Below are 16,864 nucleotides of genomic sequence, written 5' to 3'. Positions count from 1 at the left end.
ATCAAAAAAGAAAATTTAATCTTTTGGTCCTGTACTGATACCCAATATTTGCCATAATACCTCGCCCAATCCGACTCTCACACCGATGGATGGTTTTCCTTTGCCACTTTCGTACCCTGCCACTACATCTACACGTCCGAAGCGTAAAAACTTAGCACCGATATTTTCAAGTCCCACAGATACTTCCGCATAATAGCTATCCTGGTTTATATATAATACATTGGATGCTCCGACAAGATTCCAGTTAAGGCGGCGAAACACGGGTATTTTATTAGTAAGCCAGCCATTCAGGTGCCATTCCACGTGCCCTTCTCCATAAACCTTCTCTGCATTGCTGAAACGGTAATAAGGCGCCAACTGGAAACTGTTCAGATAAGGATTTGCCAAAAATGTCTGGTCTCCGAAAAGGTGTTTCATATCAGGAATACCAACATAACTGTTATTAAAGAAACCTCCTGCAATAAGCTTGTAATTTACTTTTCCTAAAAGCCTTAAGCCGATTTCATGTTCAACTTCTATACTCCACTTATCAAAATCTGATTTACTGTCGAATATATTTGGAATGCCTTTTGTATAACGTGCTGTAAAAATAGGCGCGTCAGAATGTTGCGCACTTTTGAATTTAGGGTATTTAATATATTTCCATCCGGGTTGATAACTTAATGCAAAACCAGCCAGTGCTGCATTGTGAGTCTCAAATGTTCCTAAGTTTACAGGATTGTTTGGTGTAAGATTATCTCTGTTGCTTTTGCTGAAAGTATAATCTGTGGTATTTTCCAACGGCATTCTATGTTCATAGGAAACAAAGGCAGAGCCGCTGAAGCCATTACCCCAATTACGTCCGAGCCTTATTTTGCCATAACTTTTTTCATATAACTTCATATAGTTATTACCGCCAATCAAAGTGTACAATTCATTGATGAAAGGAGTAATCGGCACGTCGCCATTCAACTGGTAAACATACTTGCCACCATACACATTAAGACTCCAGTTCCTGCCGCGCCAGTAATCATCTCTTGAAGTATAGTTGAACTTCATCAGGGCATTGTAATGCTTATTGCTGAAGCCATATCTGTTTTGAAGTTGCAGATAATAATTCTTGTTGTCATTTATTTTATGATTCCAATTTAAGGTCAATGTTGTGTTCAATCCTTCAACCGTATTGTAGGCAACAGAATTTAATATGGATTCCATGCTCCATGTATCTTTCCCGCGACGGACTGATGGTTGTCCGAAAAGAAAAGAAGTGAAGCCTAAATTTGTGGAAGATGATTTCTTGATTGAGTCTGATTTGCTGTTTTCTATTGCATACAGACTGTCTTTTACTTTAAAATCTCTTATTTCGTCGTTATCCAAAGGAATAGGTCTGATGCTATCCCAATAAGAAATAGGTTTGTCATTGGCTGTGCTGTCGTATGCTGAGATAATATTATCCTGAAAGATTTTATCATCAATTGCCTGGTTTACTTTCTGGTTTTTATAAGAAGTAATAAAACTACCTGCAAATTCAACTCCTAAAATTTTTGCCACCGGATAAATAACCTGGCTCTGTACAATCCATAGATCCTTTTTAACAGGAACATACGTTTGTTCCAGCTTTAGAGTATCTAACTGGTCCATTTGCGATTCTTTGGTCAATGTCAGATCTACGCTTTGAAATACCCATTCGTCATCCACAACATATACATAACCGCTGAACAACGGCTCAAACTTACGCTTTGGTGTTACTTTTATTTTATTAATCATAAGGTCGCCGTCCATATAGCTTCCCATGAATTTGTATTTATAATAAAGAAACGCATTGCTGTTGGCCGGAGAAATAAAGCCCCTTTTGCTGATACCATCTATGATAGGGAAATTGTTTTCATAAATATTGGTGATAGGCGGCATGGTTGCAAAGCCAATACCTTTGGGGTCTCCGCTTTGTCTTAACGAAACAACTTTTGTAAATTCTTTTGAATCCTGGCGGAAATACTTGGTGTATTCTTCCAGTAAATAAACAATACCTTTTCCTGATGAATCCAGTCCCATTTCACTTCTGTCTTCTGCTGAAAGCTTAAAACCCATTATCTTTTTTGGAAAACTGCGGATACGGAACACTCCTTTGAGATAAATATCTGTTTCAAATGATTTTACAAGATCAGCATGGTACTTCCTTTTTTCAATAACCTTACGCATAATGGGGTAAGCAGGATCCTCTCCATTTCCATTAATTACAACTTCCTTCATTTCCAGTGCCTGTGGGTTCAATTTGAAATTTACCGCACCCTTTTCGGTATTGGTATTTACAGGTTTGGTCACCGATTGATAGCCCATATACTGTGCTGTAATATTATGAATGCCATCAGGGATTTCCAGTGAGTAATAGCCATCTCCATTGGCAGAAGTTCCGTTGGTCGTTCCTTTCTCTACAACTGTTGCGAAAGGAAGTCCTTCTCCGTTTTCGTCTGTTACACGGCCCTTGATAACGGCAGCAAAAACGGAAGAAGATAAAAATACAAGTAGGATGACATGTGTTGCAGTGATGTAAAATTTTCTTCTGATCATGATATATTTAGTATTGCGGTGAGTGTGCGGATTAAATGGTACAATTTATATAATGTTTTCAAACAAGTAAATCGTTTTGGGCCTTAAATTGTTACTACGTTGTTTGTATTTATTTGGCTTTAATGTCAACGTAGCAATAATTGCTGTGTTTTAATACTTATACAAACCTACAATACGTCATTTCATGGCTTTAAGTATTTTAGACATAAGCCGTTAATTCTTCGACGAAACATTGATTTTCTGAAAAAACTTAATCGGATTTCAATATTCCTTACTTTTGCACCCATGAATTTAACCCCTCTTTCTGCTATCAGTCCTGTTGACGGACGCTACCGCAAACAATTGGAAGAACTTGCACCTTACTTCTCGGAGTACGGTCTGATTCGCTACCGCATCAGAGTTGAAATTGAATATTTTCTTGCTTTGGCAGAAGCCAAAATTTTTAAATTGCCGGCTGCTATTACAGCGTCAAAGCTTCGTGCTATTTATGAAAATCTGACGGAAGAAGATGCGCAGAAAGTAAAAGATACGGAAAAGGTAACCAATCATGATGTGAAAGCCGTTGAGTATTTCATTAAGGAAAAGCTGGTTGAATTAGGCGGAGAAGCCTGTTCTGAATGGGTTCACTTCGGCCTTACTTCTCAGGATGTAAATAACACCGCTATTCCTTTATCATGGAAAGAGGCCATGGAAGAGGTTTACATGCCTTCCTTGCTGAATCTTATTTCTACTTTGCACAAACTGGCCAAATCATGGAGCAAAGTTCCTCTATTGGCCCGCACACATGGCCAGGCTGCATCTCCCACTTCTTTAGGAAAAGAAATGATGGTGTTTGTAGAACGTTTGCAAAATCAGGTTGACCTGTTTTCTTATGTTCCATATGCAGCAAAATTTGGTGGTGCAACAGGTAATTTCAATGCCCATCATGTTGCATTCGGAAAGAAAGACTGGGTTGCATTCGGCAATGATTTTGTGAATGAAAAACTGGGATTGCAAAGAATGCAGTTCACAACGCAGATTGAACATTACGATAACCTTGCGGCTCACTTCGATACTTTAAAGCGTATTAATAATATACTGATTGACTTTGCAAGAGATATATGGACTTACGTTTCGGTTGATTACTTTAAACAAAAAACGAAGAAAGGCGAAGTCGGTTCCAGCGCTATGCCGCATAAAGTGAATCCTATTGATTTTGAAAATGCGGAAGGTAACCTGGGTGTTGCAAATGCTTTATACGAGCATCTTTCTGCTAAGTTGCCTATCAGCCGTTTGCAAAGAGATTTGACGGATTCTACGGTATTAAGAAATATAGGTGTACCTGTTGCACATGCTTTACTGGCATTAAAATCTTTGGAAAAAGGTATTGGCAAGTTAGTATTGAACGAGGCTAAATTGAACGATGACCTGGAAAACAACTGGGCTGTTGTAGCAGAAGCCATTCAAACTATTCTGCGCAGGGAACAATTCCCTAAACCTTACGAGGCATTGAAAGATTTGACACGCGGTCAGCAAACCATTACAAAAAAGACAATGCATGCATTTATTGAAACACTTGCTGTTTCTGATAAAGTAAAAAAAGAACTATTGGCTATAACACCACAGAATTATGTTGGCGTTACAGCTGAATACTAATAATTGTTTTTCAATTGTAATATAATTATAGCTATGATAACTTTTAAAAAGTCGTCATAGCTATAATTATAAAAGACAAATATTATACAGTCAACATTATCATCCCCAATGCCAGAGGCTACAAATTATAATAGCCGTAATAATCCCTATTAAGTCGGCAAGCAGCATAGAACCAATGGCGTAGCGCGTATTCTTAACGCTCACTGCACCGAAGTAAACCGCAATTACATAAAACGTGGTATCGGAGGAACCCTGAAATACACAGCTCAATCTTCCTGCAAAAGAATCAGGCCCGAAAACCTTCATTGTATCTACCATCATACCTCTTGCTCCGCTTCCGCTCAAAGGTTTGATCAGTGCCGTAGGCAAAGCATCTACAATATTGGTATTAAGATTACAAAGTGTGAAAACATATTTCAATCCATTAGTAATAATATCAAACACGCCGCTGGTACGCAACATGCTGATAGCTACCAACATACCAACCAGATAAGGAATAATTTTTATAGAAGTCTCAAAGCCGCCTTTGGCACCATCCACAAAAGCATCAAACACGTTTATTTTTTTATACCAGGCGCCAAATACAATTGCAAAGAAAATAAGTAAAATCAGGCCATTGCTCAACATTCCTGAAAAGGCTTCCATGCCTTCTTTACTCATGCCATTCAATCCTACAATCATTAAAGCAATCAATGCAGAAATACCTAAAACCCATGCAAGTATAACAGGCTGAAAGAGATTGATTCTTTGCTTGATGGCAATAATGCTCATGGCCGCAATGGTTGCCACAAAAGTTGCAATCATACATGGCAGGAAAATGTCGGTTGGTTTTGCTGCATTCAGGTTTTGTCGTAATGCGATGATAGAGACAGGAATCAAAGTAAGTCCGGCAGCGTGCAAACACAAAAACATGATTTGCGAATTGGTTGCCCTGTCTTTGTCGGGATTCAGTTCCTGTAAACTTTCCATAGCCTTGATACCGAATGGTGTAGCTGCATTGTCCAATCCTAAAAGATTAGCAGAAAAATTCAGCATCATGTGGCCGAATGCCGGATGGCCTTTGGGCACTTCGGGAAATAATTTAGAGAAAAAAGGGCCTATAATTCTCGAAAGCAGCCGTATGCCGCCTGCATTTTCGGCAATACGCATGAAACCCATAAACAAAGCCATGATTCCGATAAGACCGAGACAAATTTCAACAGCCACTTTACAGGTTGCCAGAATACCATCGGCGGTTTGTTCCTTATAAGTAATAACAGAACCATCTTCATTTTTAATGATCCTGTCATCGCCTTTTTTAAACGTATTTGCTCCGTTAAGCTGCACCAGAATTTCCGGCGGAACCTGCTGGCTTGCATAAATCCTGGTCTGCGAAGTATCGCCCGATTTCCCGATTACCATTTTACTGTAAATGGCACGATGATCATGATTACTTAATAATTGAACAGAAGCGGCCAGTATTGCTATAAGAATAAAGGAACTCCATATTTTGCTTAATGCCATTGGACGCAGATTATATAGTATCGGAGGCGAATTTAATCAAAATGATTATCAATTCTCTGTATCAGCTTTAATGCTGTTTAGAAAAATAATTACTTATTTTTGGCGAAATTTAAAAGCAACGTAATTCAATATATCAATGTTTCATTTCCTGCTGCGTACCATCCCCCGCCCTATTCTTATAAAGCTGAGTTTATTATTCCAGAGATTTTCCTCTATTATTTATGCCGGTAATAAATATGAAGACCCTATAAACGGTAAAACTTACGGAAAATTTTTGCCTTATGGATATAGCGGTAATGCAAAAAGAAATAATGTGCTGAGCCCCGGTACCATGTCATTGGAAAGACACCGTTTGCTTTGGCTGTATCTGAAAAACAAAACTGATTTCTTTACAGCGCCGCACAAAATGCTGCATATAGCTCCGGAACAATGCTTTTATAAAATATTCAAAAGCATGAAAAATCTGGATTATACCACGGGAGATTATAACAGTCCGATTGCAGATGTACATTTCGATTTACATCATGCTCCTTTTGAAAACAATACTTTTGATGTTATTTTTTGTAACCATGTTTTGGAACATGTAGAAGATGCACATCAATGTATGGATGAATTATACCGCATGATGAAACCGGGAGGCTGGGGTATTTTTCAGGTACCGCTTGACATTGATCGCGCCACTACTTACGAAGACAAAACTATTACCGATCCCAAAGAACGCGAAAAGCATTTTTGGCAGAAAGACCACCTTCGTCTTTTCGGGAGAGATTTTGGCAAATGGCTGGAAGAAGCAGGATTTGAAGTAATACCGGATGATTATGTCAATACATTTACACCGGAACAAATAGACCGTTATAGGTTGCCAAAGGGTGAACTGATTTATTTGTGCCGAAAAAAATAAATTATATTTAAACAAATAGAGGCTGTTCCGAAAGAACAGCCTCTATTTGTTTAAATGATTATCTGCATTTTAGAAAACAAAGATTTGATTCGTTTAAGGTTTAAGATTTGACAACTTTCTAAAAGTTGTCAAATCTATAATAACAATGAATTGCCTGATAAAGTCTAAGACTTACCTTTTTCCAAAGTGAAACCAAAAGACGAACCTACGCCCAATTTACTTCTCACCGTTACTGTTTCACCATGGGCTTCGATTATGTGTTTTACGATTGCGAGACCCAAACCTGTTCCGCCAACATCGCGGCTGCGGCTACGATCGGCTCTGTAGAATCTTTCAAATATGCGGGGAACATGTTGTTCTGCAATACCGGGACCATCATCAGAAACTTCAATATAGACCCGGCCTTCATCCATCTGATAAAAACCGGTGGTAATTGTGCAGCCTGTATTACCATATTTTAATGCGTTTTCAACAAGATTTACTATTACCTGCTTGATTTTTTCCTTATCGGCCATGACGTAGATACCGGCCTCTGTGCCTTTCTTAATCAGCATCTCAATACTCTTTTCTTTTGCTTTCAGCATCAGTTCTTCATAAACATCCTTAACCAAATCCTGTATTACAAAATAGCTTGTTTCCAATTGTGCTTGTCCTGATTCAAGCTTGGATATCTGATTCAGGTCGTCTGTAAGCTGTACCAAACGCTGGATGCCTTTTGTTGCATTATTCAAAAATTTACGATTTACATTCGGATCATCAATGGCTCCGTCCAAAAGAGTGTGCACATAGCCCTGAACCGTAAATATAGGTGTGCGTAACTCGTGAGCCAGATTCATCAAAAACTCTTTCCTGAAGCGTTCGTTCTTTTGAAGCAAAGCAATCTCGTCACTTTTTTCAATTGCCCATCTTTCCACATCTTTCCTTACTTCATCAATCGATTTTTGCGGTAAGATATTCTGATAAAAAAATTCTTCCCGTTTGGTGGCCTTTGTCTGATAAATGAACTTATATATGAGCTTTATTTTCCGGTAGATAAAATACTGAAGCGTATAAAAATAAATGGTGTAGGCAATTATAAATGTAAGGCCAAAAGCAGTCAAATCTATGTACCACGGCTGTCTGAGCGTTAGCGTAAAAAGCGTGATAAATATAGCCAGTATAAGGGCTGTGAAAAATGAAAGGATTACCGGAGAGGTATTTTTTGATTGGATTACAGACAAGGCAAATTGATTTTAAACAAAAGTAATTTGTTTTTCAGGTTAATGTTAAAAACTAATTATTATTTTTTCTGTTTCGGACTTACTGTGGCATTATCTTTGTAGTAATAATTATTTCTCAAATTTTTAGATGTCTGCATTTAGTCAAAATCCACGTCCATGGATTATAAGAGCCTTGTTTGTTGCACTTGCCGTGATTCTGATATCAAGGCTGTTTGCGCTTCAACTGCTGAATGATAAATATAAAATCATGGCTGACGATCAGGCCATTTTCCGTAAAGTTATTTATCCGGCAAGAGGTGCCATTGTTGACAGAAAAGGAAGGCCGTTACTTACTAATAATGTAACCTACGATCTTTCGTTTACGCCCAACAAAATAAAGAATCTTGACACAAATTTATTTTGTGAGTCAATGGGGATTGACAAGGCGGCTTTCTTAAAAACGGTAAAAAAACTAATTGTAAAGAACGGATACAATAAGCCAAGTGTTTTTGAAGCAGGGCTTTCGGCCGAAAAAAACGCGAGATTACAGGAAAACCTTTACCTGTTTGAAGGCTTCGAATTATTGGAACGTACGGCCCGTACTTATCCGTTAGGCATCGGCGCGCATATCTTTGGTTATCTGAATGAAGTAAACGAGAAAATGCTGAACAATCCAAGATATGCTTCTTACAGACAAGGTGATTATGTAGGTTTAAGTGGCCTGGAAAGCAGCTATGAAGAGGTTTTGAGAGGACAGAGAGGTGTACAATATCTGGTAAGGGATGTTTTGAACAGACCAAGAGATGCTTATAAAAACGGAGAACTGGACACGCCATCTGTTGCAGGCAAAACATTGGAACTTTATCTGGATGCCGATTTACAGGCTTATGCAGAAAAATTAATGACAGGAAAAATAGGAAGCGCCATTGCCATAGACCCCAGAACGGGTGGCATCCTTGCAATGGTTTCCGCACCTGAATATGATCCCAATATGCTTTCGGGCTCTAATTTCGGGAAAGATTATTATGAACTTTCAAAGCTATACACAAGACCATTATTTAACAGAGCTATACTTGCACAATATCCTCCCGGTTCTACATTTAAACCTTTGGATGCATTAATAGGACTGGATGTTGGTGTTATTACACCTTCATTTGGTTACCCTTGTCGTGGTGGATATTATGCCTGTGGCAGGAGGATTGGCTGTACCGAAACATGGGCTGGCCATGCGGCAAACCTCCGTACAGCAATTGCCCAATCCTGTAACTCTTATTTTTGTGATGTCTTCAGAAGAATTGTGGATGCGCCAAAATGGAAAGGCGGTACACACGAAGGCTTACAGCATTGGCATGATTACCTGACCTCATTCGGCCTGGGGCATCCTTTAGGTATTGATATTCCGGGAGAAATGGATGGTAACATCCCCGATTCAGTCTATTATGACGGTGTATATGGCGGTCATTGGAATTCCTGTACGATGGCTGTAGTCGGCATTGGGCAAGGTGAAGTAGATATGACACCTTTGCAAATGGTGAATGGTGTAAGTATGATTGCCAATAGAGGTTATTATTATATTCCGCATTTTGTGAAAAGCATTGGTGGTAATTCCAAGGACAAATTATTGGCTAAATATCTGGAAAAGCATACACCGACCCATATCGCAGATTCGGCATTTGAACAGGTTATTAATGGTATGGAAGACGTGGTGAACAAAGGAACCGGTAAGGTTGCTATACTACCGGGCATTGAGGTTTGCGGTAAAACAGGTACAGTAGAAAACTATGCAGTAGTAAATGGTAAAAGGACCAAATTAGATAACCATTCCGTATTCGTTTGTTTTGCGCCAAGGGTTAATCCGAGGATAGCTATCGCCGTAGTAGTTGAAAATGCGGGTTATGGTGCTACCTGGGCGGGTCCTGTAGCAAGTTTGATGATGGAAAAATACCTGAAAGATTCTATTGCAACAAGCCGTCTGGCATTGCAGGACAGAATGTTCCAGGCCAATACGGTAAAAGGCTATGTAAAACTAATTGATTCGATGTCAAGGCAAAAAGACCTTTTACGGGATATGCTCCGTACAGCCGATAAGCGTACCAGAGATAGTGTTAAAAGGATGCGTGATACTTTCCTTGTGAAACAAATTATGAAAGATTATTACAATCTGGATATATCGAGACAAAGGCAATAACTGAAAGTATCCAATATCAAAGTCTATAATATCACAAAAATAACGAAATCAAAATATGAGTTCAGGGCGTAAACCAATGACAAACCGGGTAGATTGGCCTGTTATATATCTTTACCTCGCATTGGTATGTATTGGTATCGCAGCTGTTTATTCGGTAGAATACACAAGCTTCAGCGAGCCCTTCTTCAATATGTCTAAAAGCCACATGAAACAATTGACCTGGTTGGTTATTTCATTGGTCACAGGAATGATTATACTTTTTACAGACAGTAAATTCTTTCTTGCTGTTGCTTATCTGGCTTATCTTTTAGGAATTTTACTCTTACTGGCAACTTTTGCCATAGGTTCTGATGTAAAAGGTTCACAAAGCTTTATTAAATTCGGTTCTTTTACTTTCCAGCCGGGTGAGTTGTGCAAGATATTTACGGCATTGGCGCTGGCAAGATTTATGGCTACGCCCGAAACCAATTTCAAAACATTGAAAGACAGGTTGATTGCATCCGCTATTGTAATGATTCCTTGCCTTATCATTGTAAAGCAAAATGAAACGGGACTTGCATTGGTTTATTTTTCTTTCTTCCTTGCAATGTATCGCGAAGGATTGCCCAATGCTATTTTGCTGATAGGATTTTCTGTAGCAGGCTTATTGATCGGAACATTATTAATAGAACGTATTCCGTTGTTTATAATTATTACAGTGATTCCACTATTGGCTACATGGTTTCTGAGGACACAAATCAAACGCAACAGAATTATTATTGTAATTATAGCCGGATCATGGCTTATAGCCGTATTGTTTTCACAGGTTGCAGTTCCCTATGTTTTTAAGAATGTCTTTCATGGCTATCAGACCGAACGTATTTATTCAATGTTGGGACAGGATGTGCCGACGGAATATCAAAAACCGGGAGAAGCTGTTAAAAAAGATGCGGAATACAATGTAAGGCAATCCAAGATCGCCATCGGTAGCGGGGGCTTTTTTGGCAAAGGATTTATGCGCGGCACTCAAACAAAATATTCTTTTGTTCCTGAGCAAAATACAGACTTTGTTTTTTGTGGTATCGGCGAGCAATTCGGATTTGTTGGCAGTACGATTCTGGTGTTAATTTATATAACACTTCTGCTTCGTATTGTTCATATAGCGGAACGTCAACGGTCCACATTCAGCCGAGTGTATGCTTATTCCGTTGCATCTATTCTATTTTTCCACTTGGCCATCAATCTTTGTATGACAATGGGATTAGCGCCGGTTATTGGTATTACCTTACCCATGCTGAGCTATGGAGGAACATCGTTGCTCTCGTTCAGTATCTTATTATTTATCTTGTTAAGACTTGATGCGGACAGGCAGATGTTGATAAGGTAAAACGATTAAATCCTATATTATCCCCAATCATGAAAACAAAAGGTGTAATACTCCTCCTGATATTTTTATTAATTAAAGTTTCAGTCCATAGTCAATCTACAGAAACAGTTAGTACCAATACTATTGTTATTGGCAAAAATGAAGACACACAAAAAGACATTACAGCAACTGAATACACTTTCAAAGACAGAATACATGAAATATATGTAAATGCACAATCCAACGATGTTACGTTGCAGATAAGGGGCACAAGCAAAAACGGCAAGTGGCTTGACAATAAAGGCGAAATTGTATTGTTTGATTTAGAAAGTCACCAAACCAAATGGATACGCAAAATCAATTACCAAAGCGAGTATTTAAGTCAATTCGGTAATACATTTATTCTTAATAACAACTTTGTCAAAGCAGCAAGCCAGAAAATAAATGCTGAAACCGGGAAAGGTTTGGCTGAGTTGAAACATAAAGTGTATTATGTTGATACAACTAATGATGTCAGTATTGGATATATTGTAAAGGCATCCGGCGTTTCCTATCAATTAGTAGGTGTAGATGTAAAAGATATTAGCCTGAAATGGGAACGCGAATTAAAAAGGGATTACTATTGGGACGGGCTAAAGTATATCAACGATTCCACCCTATTAGTAAGCGCTGCAGGCCTGCATTCGATAAATATCAATACCGGTAAAGGATGGGATTATAATGCAATCACCGGAAAGAAAAATTATAAAACAGCCGCGATTACAACGGTTGCGGGAATCACAGCAGGGTTGCTGACGGGCACTTATTTTTATGCTACCGATCCGGATCTGCTGCATGGCATAGTCTCCAATACTCTGGAAGATAGTTCCGCATTTTATTATGCTTCAAAAGAAGAGCTCACAAAGATTGATAAAGTAAACGGCCAAGTCATATGGAAATTCCCTTTTGACGAAAATGAAGCAAGCCATTCAAATATCTTTCTGATTGACGATAGGTTAATAATGATTAATTTCGGATATGCGTTTTTAGATAATAACACCATTGGCTACGGAAAGCCCTTTATTGCCAGCTTTGATAAAAATACAGGTAACCAAATATTTGTTACAGATATCGGAGACAAAAAGAATCCGATAAAAAGCATTTTTAGAAAGAAGGAAAGTGTCCTGCTACTTTTTAATGACAGCATTGCAGCGTACAATATCAATACCGGCTTACGAATCGGGGGCAATAAAATCGAAAAGAAGAAGAATGAAGATTTGTTATTCTTTCTGGATAACAATATTTATTATAACGTGAATGATTCTCTCAACCCACGTTTTAAGCGTTTTGATAATACGAAAGCTTATGTATTTTCAGATGAAAATATCATTTATGAAATCAATAATGATCTTACAGTTTCTAAAACTTTTAAACGGGAAGACTTATTCTTCACAATAGTAAATACAGGCAACTTAAATCTTATAAACCGGAGAAATCAAAGTTATATACTCAATAAAAATGCCGAGATAATTGCAAGATTTAATACAAGCGGTCAATCGGTTCTTAAGAATGGTTTATTGTACGATTTTTCGGATAATAAATTGATTGAAGTAAATCTGAGTGATTTTTTCAAATAATTAAAAAATACTACACGCACTTCATCAAACTATCCCAAATCTGTTCTGCCGACTTGGCCCAGTCAAATTTCATTTTTTGAATTTTAGCTGCCTCAATCATTCTGTCACGAAGATTTTCGTCTTTATAAATCAACATCATTTTTTCCGCGATATCATCTACAGAATGCGGGTCAACCAATAACGCAGCATCGCCCCCTACTTCCGGCATTGAAGATGAATTGGAAACAATTACAGGAACATGGCAAGTCATTGCTTCTAAGATGGGAATACCAAAACCTTCAAATAAAGATGGATAAACCAACGCATAAGCCGAAGCAGTGATCTTTGCCAAATCCTTTACTTCCAGATAGCCGGTCCAAACCACATCATCCTTAAAGGGCATCAGTTCTTTTGCTTTTGCAATTTCATCATATTGCCAGGCCATACGCCCCACAATGACCAATTTTATAGGGCTTTTTTGTCTTCTTTTAAATTTCACAAACGCTTTCAGCAGGTTGATGACATTTTTACGGGGATGCAAGGCTCCGGTAAATAAAAAGAATTCTTCGCCATTGGTATATTGCGCTTTCACTGCCTCCTTTTCATCATACGAAAGTGGCTTATATTCTTCATGGGCCCCATTATAAATCACATCAATCTTATTGGCATCAATACCATAATGATGCATTACATCCTGCTTGGTAAATTCTGAAACAGCAACAATCCGTTTTGCTCTGTTTGCAAACTTCGGGAGATACCGTGTATAATATAATTTGTGCATTTTATCCATAAACTGCGGATAATGCAGGTAAGCAAGATCATGTAAAGTCAGGCAGGTAGGCACTTTGGAATGTAAAGTTCCAAATCCATCGGGAGAGAAATAAATGTCAGCCTTATATTTCCGCAATGCATAAGGGATGGCCCATTCGGTCCACATATAATACAAAGCAGGATGCCGCGCCTGAGGTTTCAAAACCACAGGCGTAACATTCGGTGCAAAAATAAAATCTTTATGAAACGGCCTGTCGAAAAAGAAAATGAACTCGTGTTCAGGGTGATTGCGCACCAAACGCGACAATGTCTCGTGGGCGAACCAACCAATTCCTTCCAATTTGCCTTTTAAAAATAACCTGGTATTGACAGCTATGCGCATAATCGGCGCAAAATTATCAAATTCACAGCTAAAAATGTACTTCTGTTATACTATTCATAGGAATAGTTGTGCCACTCTTTAAAACAATATACTTATCCGTCAGTGACCAAACGGTTGTTTCTACAGTACGGGAGCCTTCTGAAGTTTCAAAAGTAATAGTCGTCTTCCCCTTAAATTCATTTCCCAGTCTTACGGCATAAGCCATTTCTTCTTTCCAGTAATTAGTCCTATCAACATTTGCAGGAATAATATGGAGTTGAGCTATTTCTTCTTTTAAAATCATCGTGTGTACCATAATATTATTATCGACTGCTTTAATTAGTCTATATCAAAAATAACGATTATTTAACTCATTTAAAAATGATACCCTTACTTTGTCAACTGACATAAAAATGTGGTATTTACAACTAAGTTATGCAATTAAAAAAGGTTGCGTTGCTAAATTCCATTTTTTTACCTTTGCAAAAATTTTTGAAAATCACATGGCATTACAAGTAGGTATCGTAGGACTTCCGAATGTAGGTAAATCGACTTTATTTAACGCAGTCAGTAACAGTGCAAAAGCACAGGCAAGCAATTACCGTTTTTGTACCATTGAGCCAAATGTAGGCCTGGTGGATGTTCCAGACGAAAGATTGACAAAATTGTCAGAAATAGTTCAGCCTCAAAGAATTATTCCTACAGCCATTGAATTTGTAGATATTGCAGGTTTGGTAAAAGGCGCTTCTAAAGGAGAAGGTTTGGGAAATAAATTCCTTGCAAATATTCGTGAAGTAGATGCTATTGTACATGTGGTGCGCTGTTTTGAAGATGAAAATATTTTGCGCGATGAAGGTGCGATCAACCCTGTAAGTGATAAAGAAATCATCGATACTGAATTGCAATTGAAAGACCTTGACAGTGTAGAAAAGAAAATTGCACGTACCGAGAAAATTGCAAAGAATGATCCAAAAGCCAAAAGGGCTCTGGAAGTTTTATTGACTTGCAAAAATCATCTGGAACAAGGTAAAAATATTCGCGGACTTAAATTGGAAGGTGAAGACAGAGAAGCGATTGCAGATATTTTCCTGTTGACAGAAAAGCCAGTGCTGTATGTTGCCAATGTTGATGAAGCTTCTATTTTAACCGGAAACAAATACAGTGAAGCTATTTCGAAAGTTGCGACAGACGAAGGCGCTCAGGTAATCGTGATGAATAACAATATTGAAGCGCAAATCACAGAATTGGAAAGTGTTGAAGATAAAGAGTTGTTCTTCTCCGAATATGGCTTAACAGAGCCGGGCTTAAACCGTTTGATTCGTTCCGCTTATAAATTATTAGACTTAATCACTTATTTCACAGCAGGTGTACAGGAAGTCCGTGCATGGACCATCCATCATGGCTGGAAAGCGCCGCAGGCTGCAAGCGTTATACATACTGATTTTGAGAAAGGTTTTATTAAAGCAGAAGTAATCGGGTATGATGACTACATTGCTTTAGGTGGTGAGACTATGGCAAAACAAACAGGCAAATTGCGTATTGAAGGGAAGGAATATGTAGTGAATGACGGTGACGTAATGCATTTCCGCTTTAACGTTTAATTATTTTTTAAAGTAATACTTGAAAAGGTTGCTGATATTCAGCAACCTTTTCATTTTTCACCTACTTACCAGATTTGACAATCTTTTAAAAAGTTGTCAAATCTACAATGTATCCCACATTCAAATCATTGTCAAATCTACAACAACGCATTTCGCCTTCGACCAAACCCCCAATTCCTTCGACAAAAGAAAACATATAAATTAGGTCGATTAATTCAAAGCATTGGTCTAATAATTGCAAAAAAGCTTTGGAATTGAAATTAAGTTTGTAAAACAATTATCTTGTAACATCTTAAATGTTCACACGATTTATTATTTATCAAACAATTTAATTCATCTTCTATATGCAACTCATCATTTCAAACGTAAGCAAGACTTACCCAAATGGCTTAAAGGCCTTGAATGACATTAACCTGAATATTGGCAAAGGCATGTTTGGACTGCTGGGTCCGAATGGCGCCGGCAAATCGACACTGATGCGCACCATTGCCGCATTACAGGATCCTGATAGCGGAAGCATTACTTTGGGCAATATTGATGTTTTGAAAGAGAAAACCGAATTAAGAAAAACATTAGGCTATTTGCCGCAAGATTTCGGATTCTATCCGAAAGTATCGGCATTGAATCTGTTAAATCACTTCGCAGTATTAAAAGGCATTACGAATAAAGGTGAACGTAAAGAAATTGTAGATGCTTTATTACAACAAACTAATTTGTTTGAAGCCCGCAAACGCAGTGTGAGTGAATATTCCGGTGGTATGCGTCAGCGCTTTGGCATTGCGCAGGCATTGCTGGGCAATCCTAAATTGGTTATTGTAGATGAGCCGACTGCCGGACTGGATCCTATGGAACGTAACCGCTTTCATAATCTGCTAAGTGAAATAGGCGAACAGGTGATTGTTATTCTTTCAACACATATAGTAGACGATGTAAAGAATTTGTGTAAGCAAATGGTGGTGATGAATAAAGGCACAATTATGTTACAAGGCACGCCCGACGAAGCTGTAGCATCTGTTCAGCATAAGATCTGGAGAAAGGATATAGACAAGAATGAGGTAAATGACTACCGTCAAAACATGCAGGTGATATCCTCACACATGGTCGATGGAAAATTAACCATTCATGTGTATGCCGACAACAATCCCGGCAGTGGTTTCGAACAGATTCCGGCAGGATTGGAAGATGTTTATTTCTCTACCATTACCAAAAACTAAAGAG

Annotated in this window: 12 protein-coding genes; 7 read left to right on the top strand and 5 right to left on the bottom strand. The window is 38.3% G+C overall.

What is annotated here, in order from left to right; all coding sequences use genetic code 11:
* Nucleotides 1–15: 15 nt before the first annotated feature.
* Nucleotides 16–2,547, bottom strand: coding sequence for a DUF5686 and carboxypeptidase regulatory-like domain-containing protein (locus F0919_RS15840; protein WP_150033769.1), 2,532 nt, complete (start codon nucleotides 2,545–2,547; stop codon nucleotides 16–18).
* Between the two features lie 285 nt (nucleotides 2,548–2,832).
* On the opposite strand from F0919_RS15840, the gene purB reads away from it, so the two are divergent.
* Nucleotides 2,833–4,182, top strand: coding sequence for an adenylosuccinate lyase (purB, locus tag F0919_RS15835; protein WP_150033768.1), 1,350 nt, complete (start codon nucleotides 2,833–2,835; stop codon nucleotides 4,180–4,182).
* A 99-nt stretch (nucleotides 4,183–4,281) separates the two neighbouring features.
* Here the strand turns inward: purB and F0919_RS15830 are convergent, their stop codons facing one another.
* Complete coding sequence (locus tag F0919_RS15830) at nucleotides 4,282–5,685, bottom strand: nucleoside recognition domain-containing protein (RefSeq protein WP_150033767.1); 1,404 nt, start codon at nucleotides 5,683–5,685, stop codon at nucleotides 4,282–4,284.
* A gap of 136 nt (nucleotides 5,686–5,821) precedes the next feature.
* On the opposite strand from F0919_RS15830, the gene F0919_RS15825 reads away from it, so the two are divergent.
* A complete protein-coding gene (locus F0919_RS15825; protein ID WP_150033766.1) occupies nucleotides 5,822–6,586 on the top strand; it encodes a class I SAM-dependent methyltransferase in 765 nt (254 codons plus the stop codon).
* Between the two features lie 164 nt (nucleotides 6,587–6,750).
* Here F0919_RS15825 and F0919_RS15820 read toward each other — a convergent pair whose 3' ends face one another.
* Entirely contained in the window at nucleotides 6,751–7,806 is a 1,056-nt protein-coding gene (locus F0919_RS15820) for a sensor histidine kinase (RefSeq protein ID WP_150033765.1), read from the bottom strand.
* A gap of 127 nt (nucleotides 7,807–7,933) precedes the next feature.
* On the opposite strand from F0919_RS15820, the gene mrdA reads away from it, so the two are divergent.
* The 3 genes from mrdA to F0919_RS15805 are packed head-to-tail and all read left to right on the top strand — an operon-like array spanning nucleotide 7,934 to nucleotide 12,934.
* Nucleotides 7,934–9,973, top strand: a complete 2,040-nt coding sequence (gene mrdA / locus F0919_RS15815; protein WP_150033764.1) for a penicillin-binding protein 2 — start codon at nucleotides 7,934–7,936, stop codon at nucleotides 9,971–9,973.
* Nucleotides 9,974–10,028: 55 nt separating this feature from the next.
* The gene (gene rodA, locus F0919_RS15810; RefSeq protein ID WP_150033763.1) at nucleotides 10,029–11,339 is read left to right on the top strand and encodes a rod shape-determining protein RodA; all 1,311 of its coding nucleotides are present in this window, start codon (nucleotides 10,029–10,031) and stop codon (nucleotides 11,337–11,339) included.
* A gap of 29 nt (nucleotides 11,340–11,368) precedes the next feature.
* The gene (locus tag F0919_RS15805) at nucleotides 11,369–12,934 is read left to right on the top strand and encodes a PQQ-binding-like beta-propeller repeat protein (RefSeq protein WP_150033762.1); all 1,566 of its coding nucleotides are present in this window, start codon (nucleotides 11,369–11,371) and stop codon (nucleotides 12,932–12,934) included.
* Between the two features lie 10 nt (nucleotides 12,935–12,944).
* Here F0919_RS15805 and F0919_RS15800 read toward each other — a convergent pair whose 3' ends face one another.
* Both F0919_RS15800 and F0919_RS15795 read right to left on the bottom strand, forming a co-directional pair.
* A complete protein-coding gene (locus F0919_RS15800) occupies nucleotides 12,945–14,066 on the bottom strand; it encodes a glycosyltransferase family 4 protein (protein ID WP_150033761.1) in 1,122 nt (373 codons plus the stop codon).
* 28 nt (nucleotides 14,067–14,094) lie between these two features.
* Nucleotides 14,095–14,361, bottom strand: a complete 267-nt coding sequence (locus F0919_RS15795; protein WP_150033760.1) for a hypothetical protein — start codon at nucleotides 14,359–14,361, stop codon at nucleotides 14,095–14,097.
* A gap of 187 nt (nucleotides 14,362–14,548) precedes the next feature.
* Between F0919_RS15795 and ychF the strand changes: the two genes are divergently transcribed.
* Entirely contained in the window at nucleotides 14,549–15,646 is a 1,098-nt protein-coding gene (gene ychF, locus F0919_RS15790; protein WP_150033759.1) for a redox-regulated ATPase YchF, read from the top strand.
* 344 nt (nucleotides 15,647–15,990) lie between these two features.
* The gene (locus F0919_RS15785) at nucleotides 15,991–16,860 is read left to right on the top strand and encodes an ABC transporter ATP-binding protein (RefSeq protein ID WP_150033758.1); all 870 of its coding nucleotides are present in this window, start codon (nucleotides 15,991–15,993) and stop codon (nucleotides 16,858–16,860) included.
* Nucleotides 16,861–16,864 lie beyond the last annotated feature (4 nt).

This window comes from Taibaiella lutea, assembly GCF_008629695.1.
Lineage (GTDB): Bacteria > Bacteroidota > Bacteroidia > Chitinophagales > Chitinophagaceae > Taibaiella > Taibaiella lutea.
The sequence above is the reverse complement of the archived record's forward strand: the minus strand, read 5'-3'. Positions and strand labels throughout refer to the sequence as shown.

Bases quoted from the DNA above. Each gene is read 5' to 3' on its own strand.
- F0919_RS15840 (WP_150033769.1), bottom strand. From the start codon at position 2,547: ATGATCAGAAGAAAATTTTACATCACTGCAACACATGTCATCCTACTT.
- purB (WP_150033768.1), top strand. From the start codon at position 2,833: ATGAATTTAACCCCTCTTTCTGCTATCAGTCCTGTTGACGGACGCTAC.
- F0919_RS15830 (WP_150033767.1), bottom strand. From the start codon at position 5,685: ATGGCATTAAGCAAAATATGGAGTTCCTTTATTCTTATAGCAATACTG.
- F0919_RS15825 (WP_150033766.1), top strand. From the start codon at position 5,822: ATGTTTCATTTCCTGCTGCGTACCATCCCCCGCCCTATTCTTATAAAG.
- mrdA (WP_150033764.1), top strand. From the start codon at position 7,934: ATGTCTGCATTTAGTCAAAATCCACGTCCATGGATTATAAGAGCCTTG.
- rodA (WP_150033763.1), top strand. From the start codon at position 10,029: ATGAGTTCAGGGCGTAAACCAATGACAAACCGGGTAGATTGGCCTGTT.
- F0919_RS15805 (WP_150033762.1), top strand. From the start codon at position 11,369: ATGAAAACAAAAGGTGTAATACTCCTCCTGATATTTTTATTAATTAAA.
- F0919_RS15800 (WP_150033761.1), bottom strand. From the start codon at position 14,066: ATGCGCATAGCTGTCAATACCAGGTTATTTTTAAAAGGCAAATTGGAA.
- F0919_RS15795 (WP_150033760.1), bottom strand. From the start codon at position 14,361: ATGGTACACACGATGATTTTAAAAGAAGAAATAGCTCAACTCCATATT.
- ychF (WP_150033759.1), top strand. From the start codon at position 14,549: ATGGCATTACAAGTAGGTATCGTAGGACTTCCGAATGTAGGTAAATCG.
- F0919_RS15785 (WP_150033758.1), top strand. From the start codon at position 15,991: ATGCAACTCATCATTTCAAACGTAAGCAAGACTTACCCAAATGGCTTA.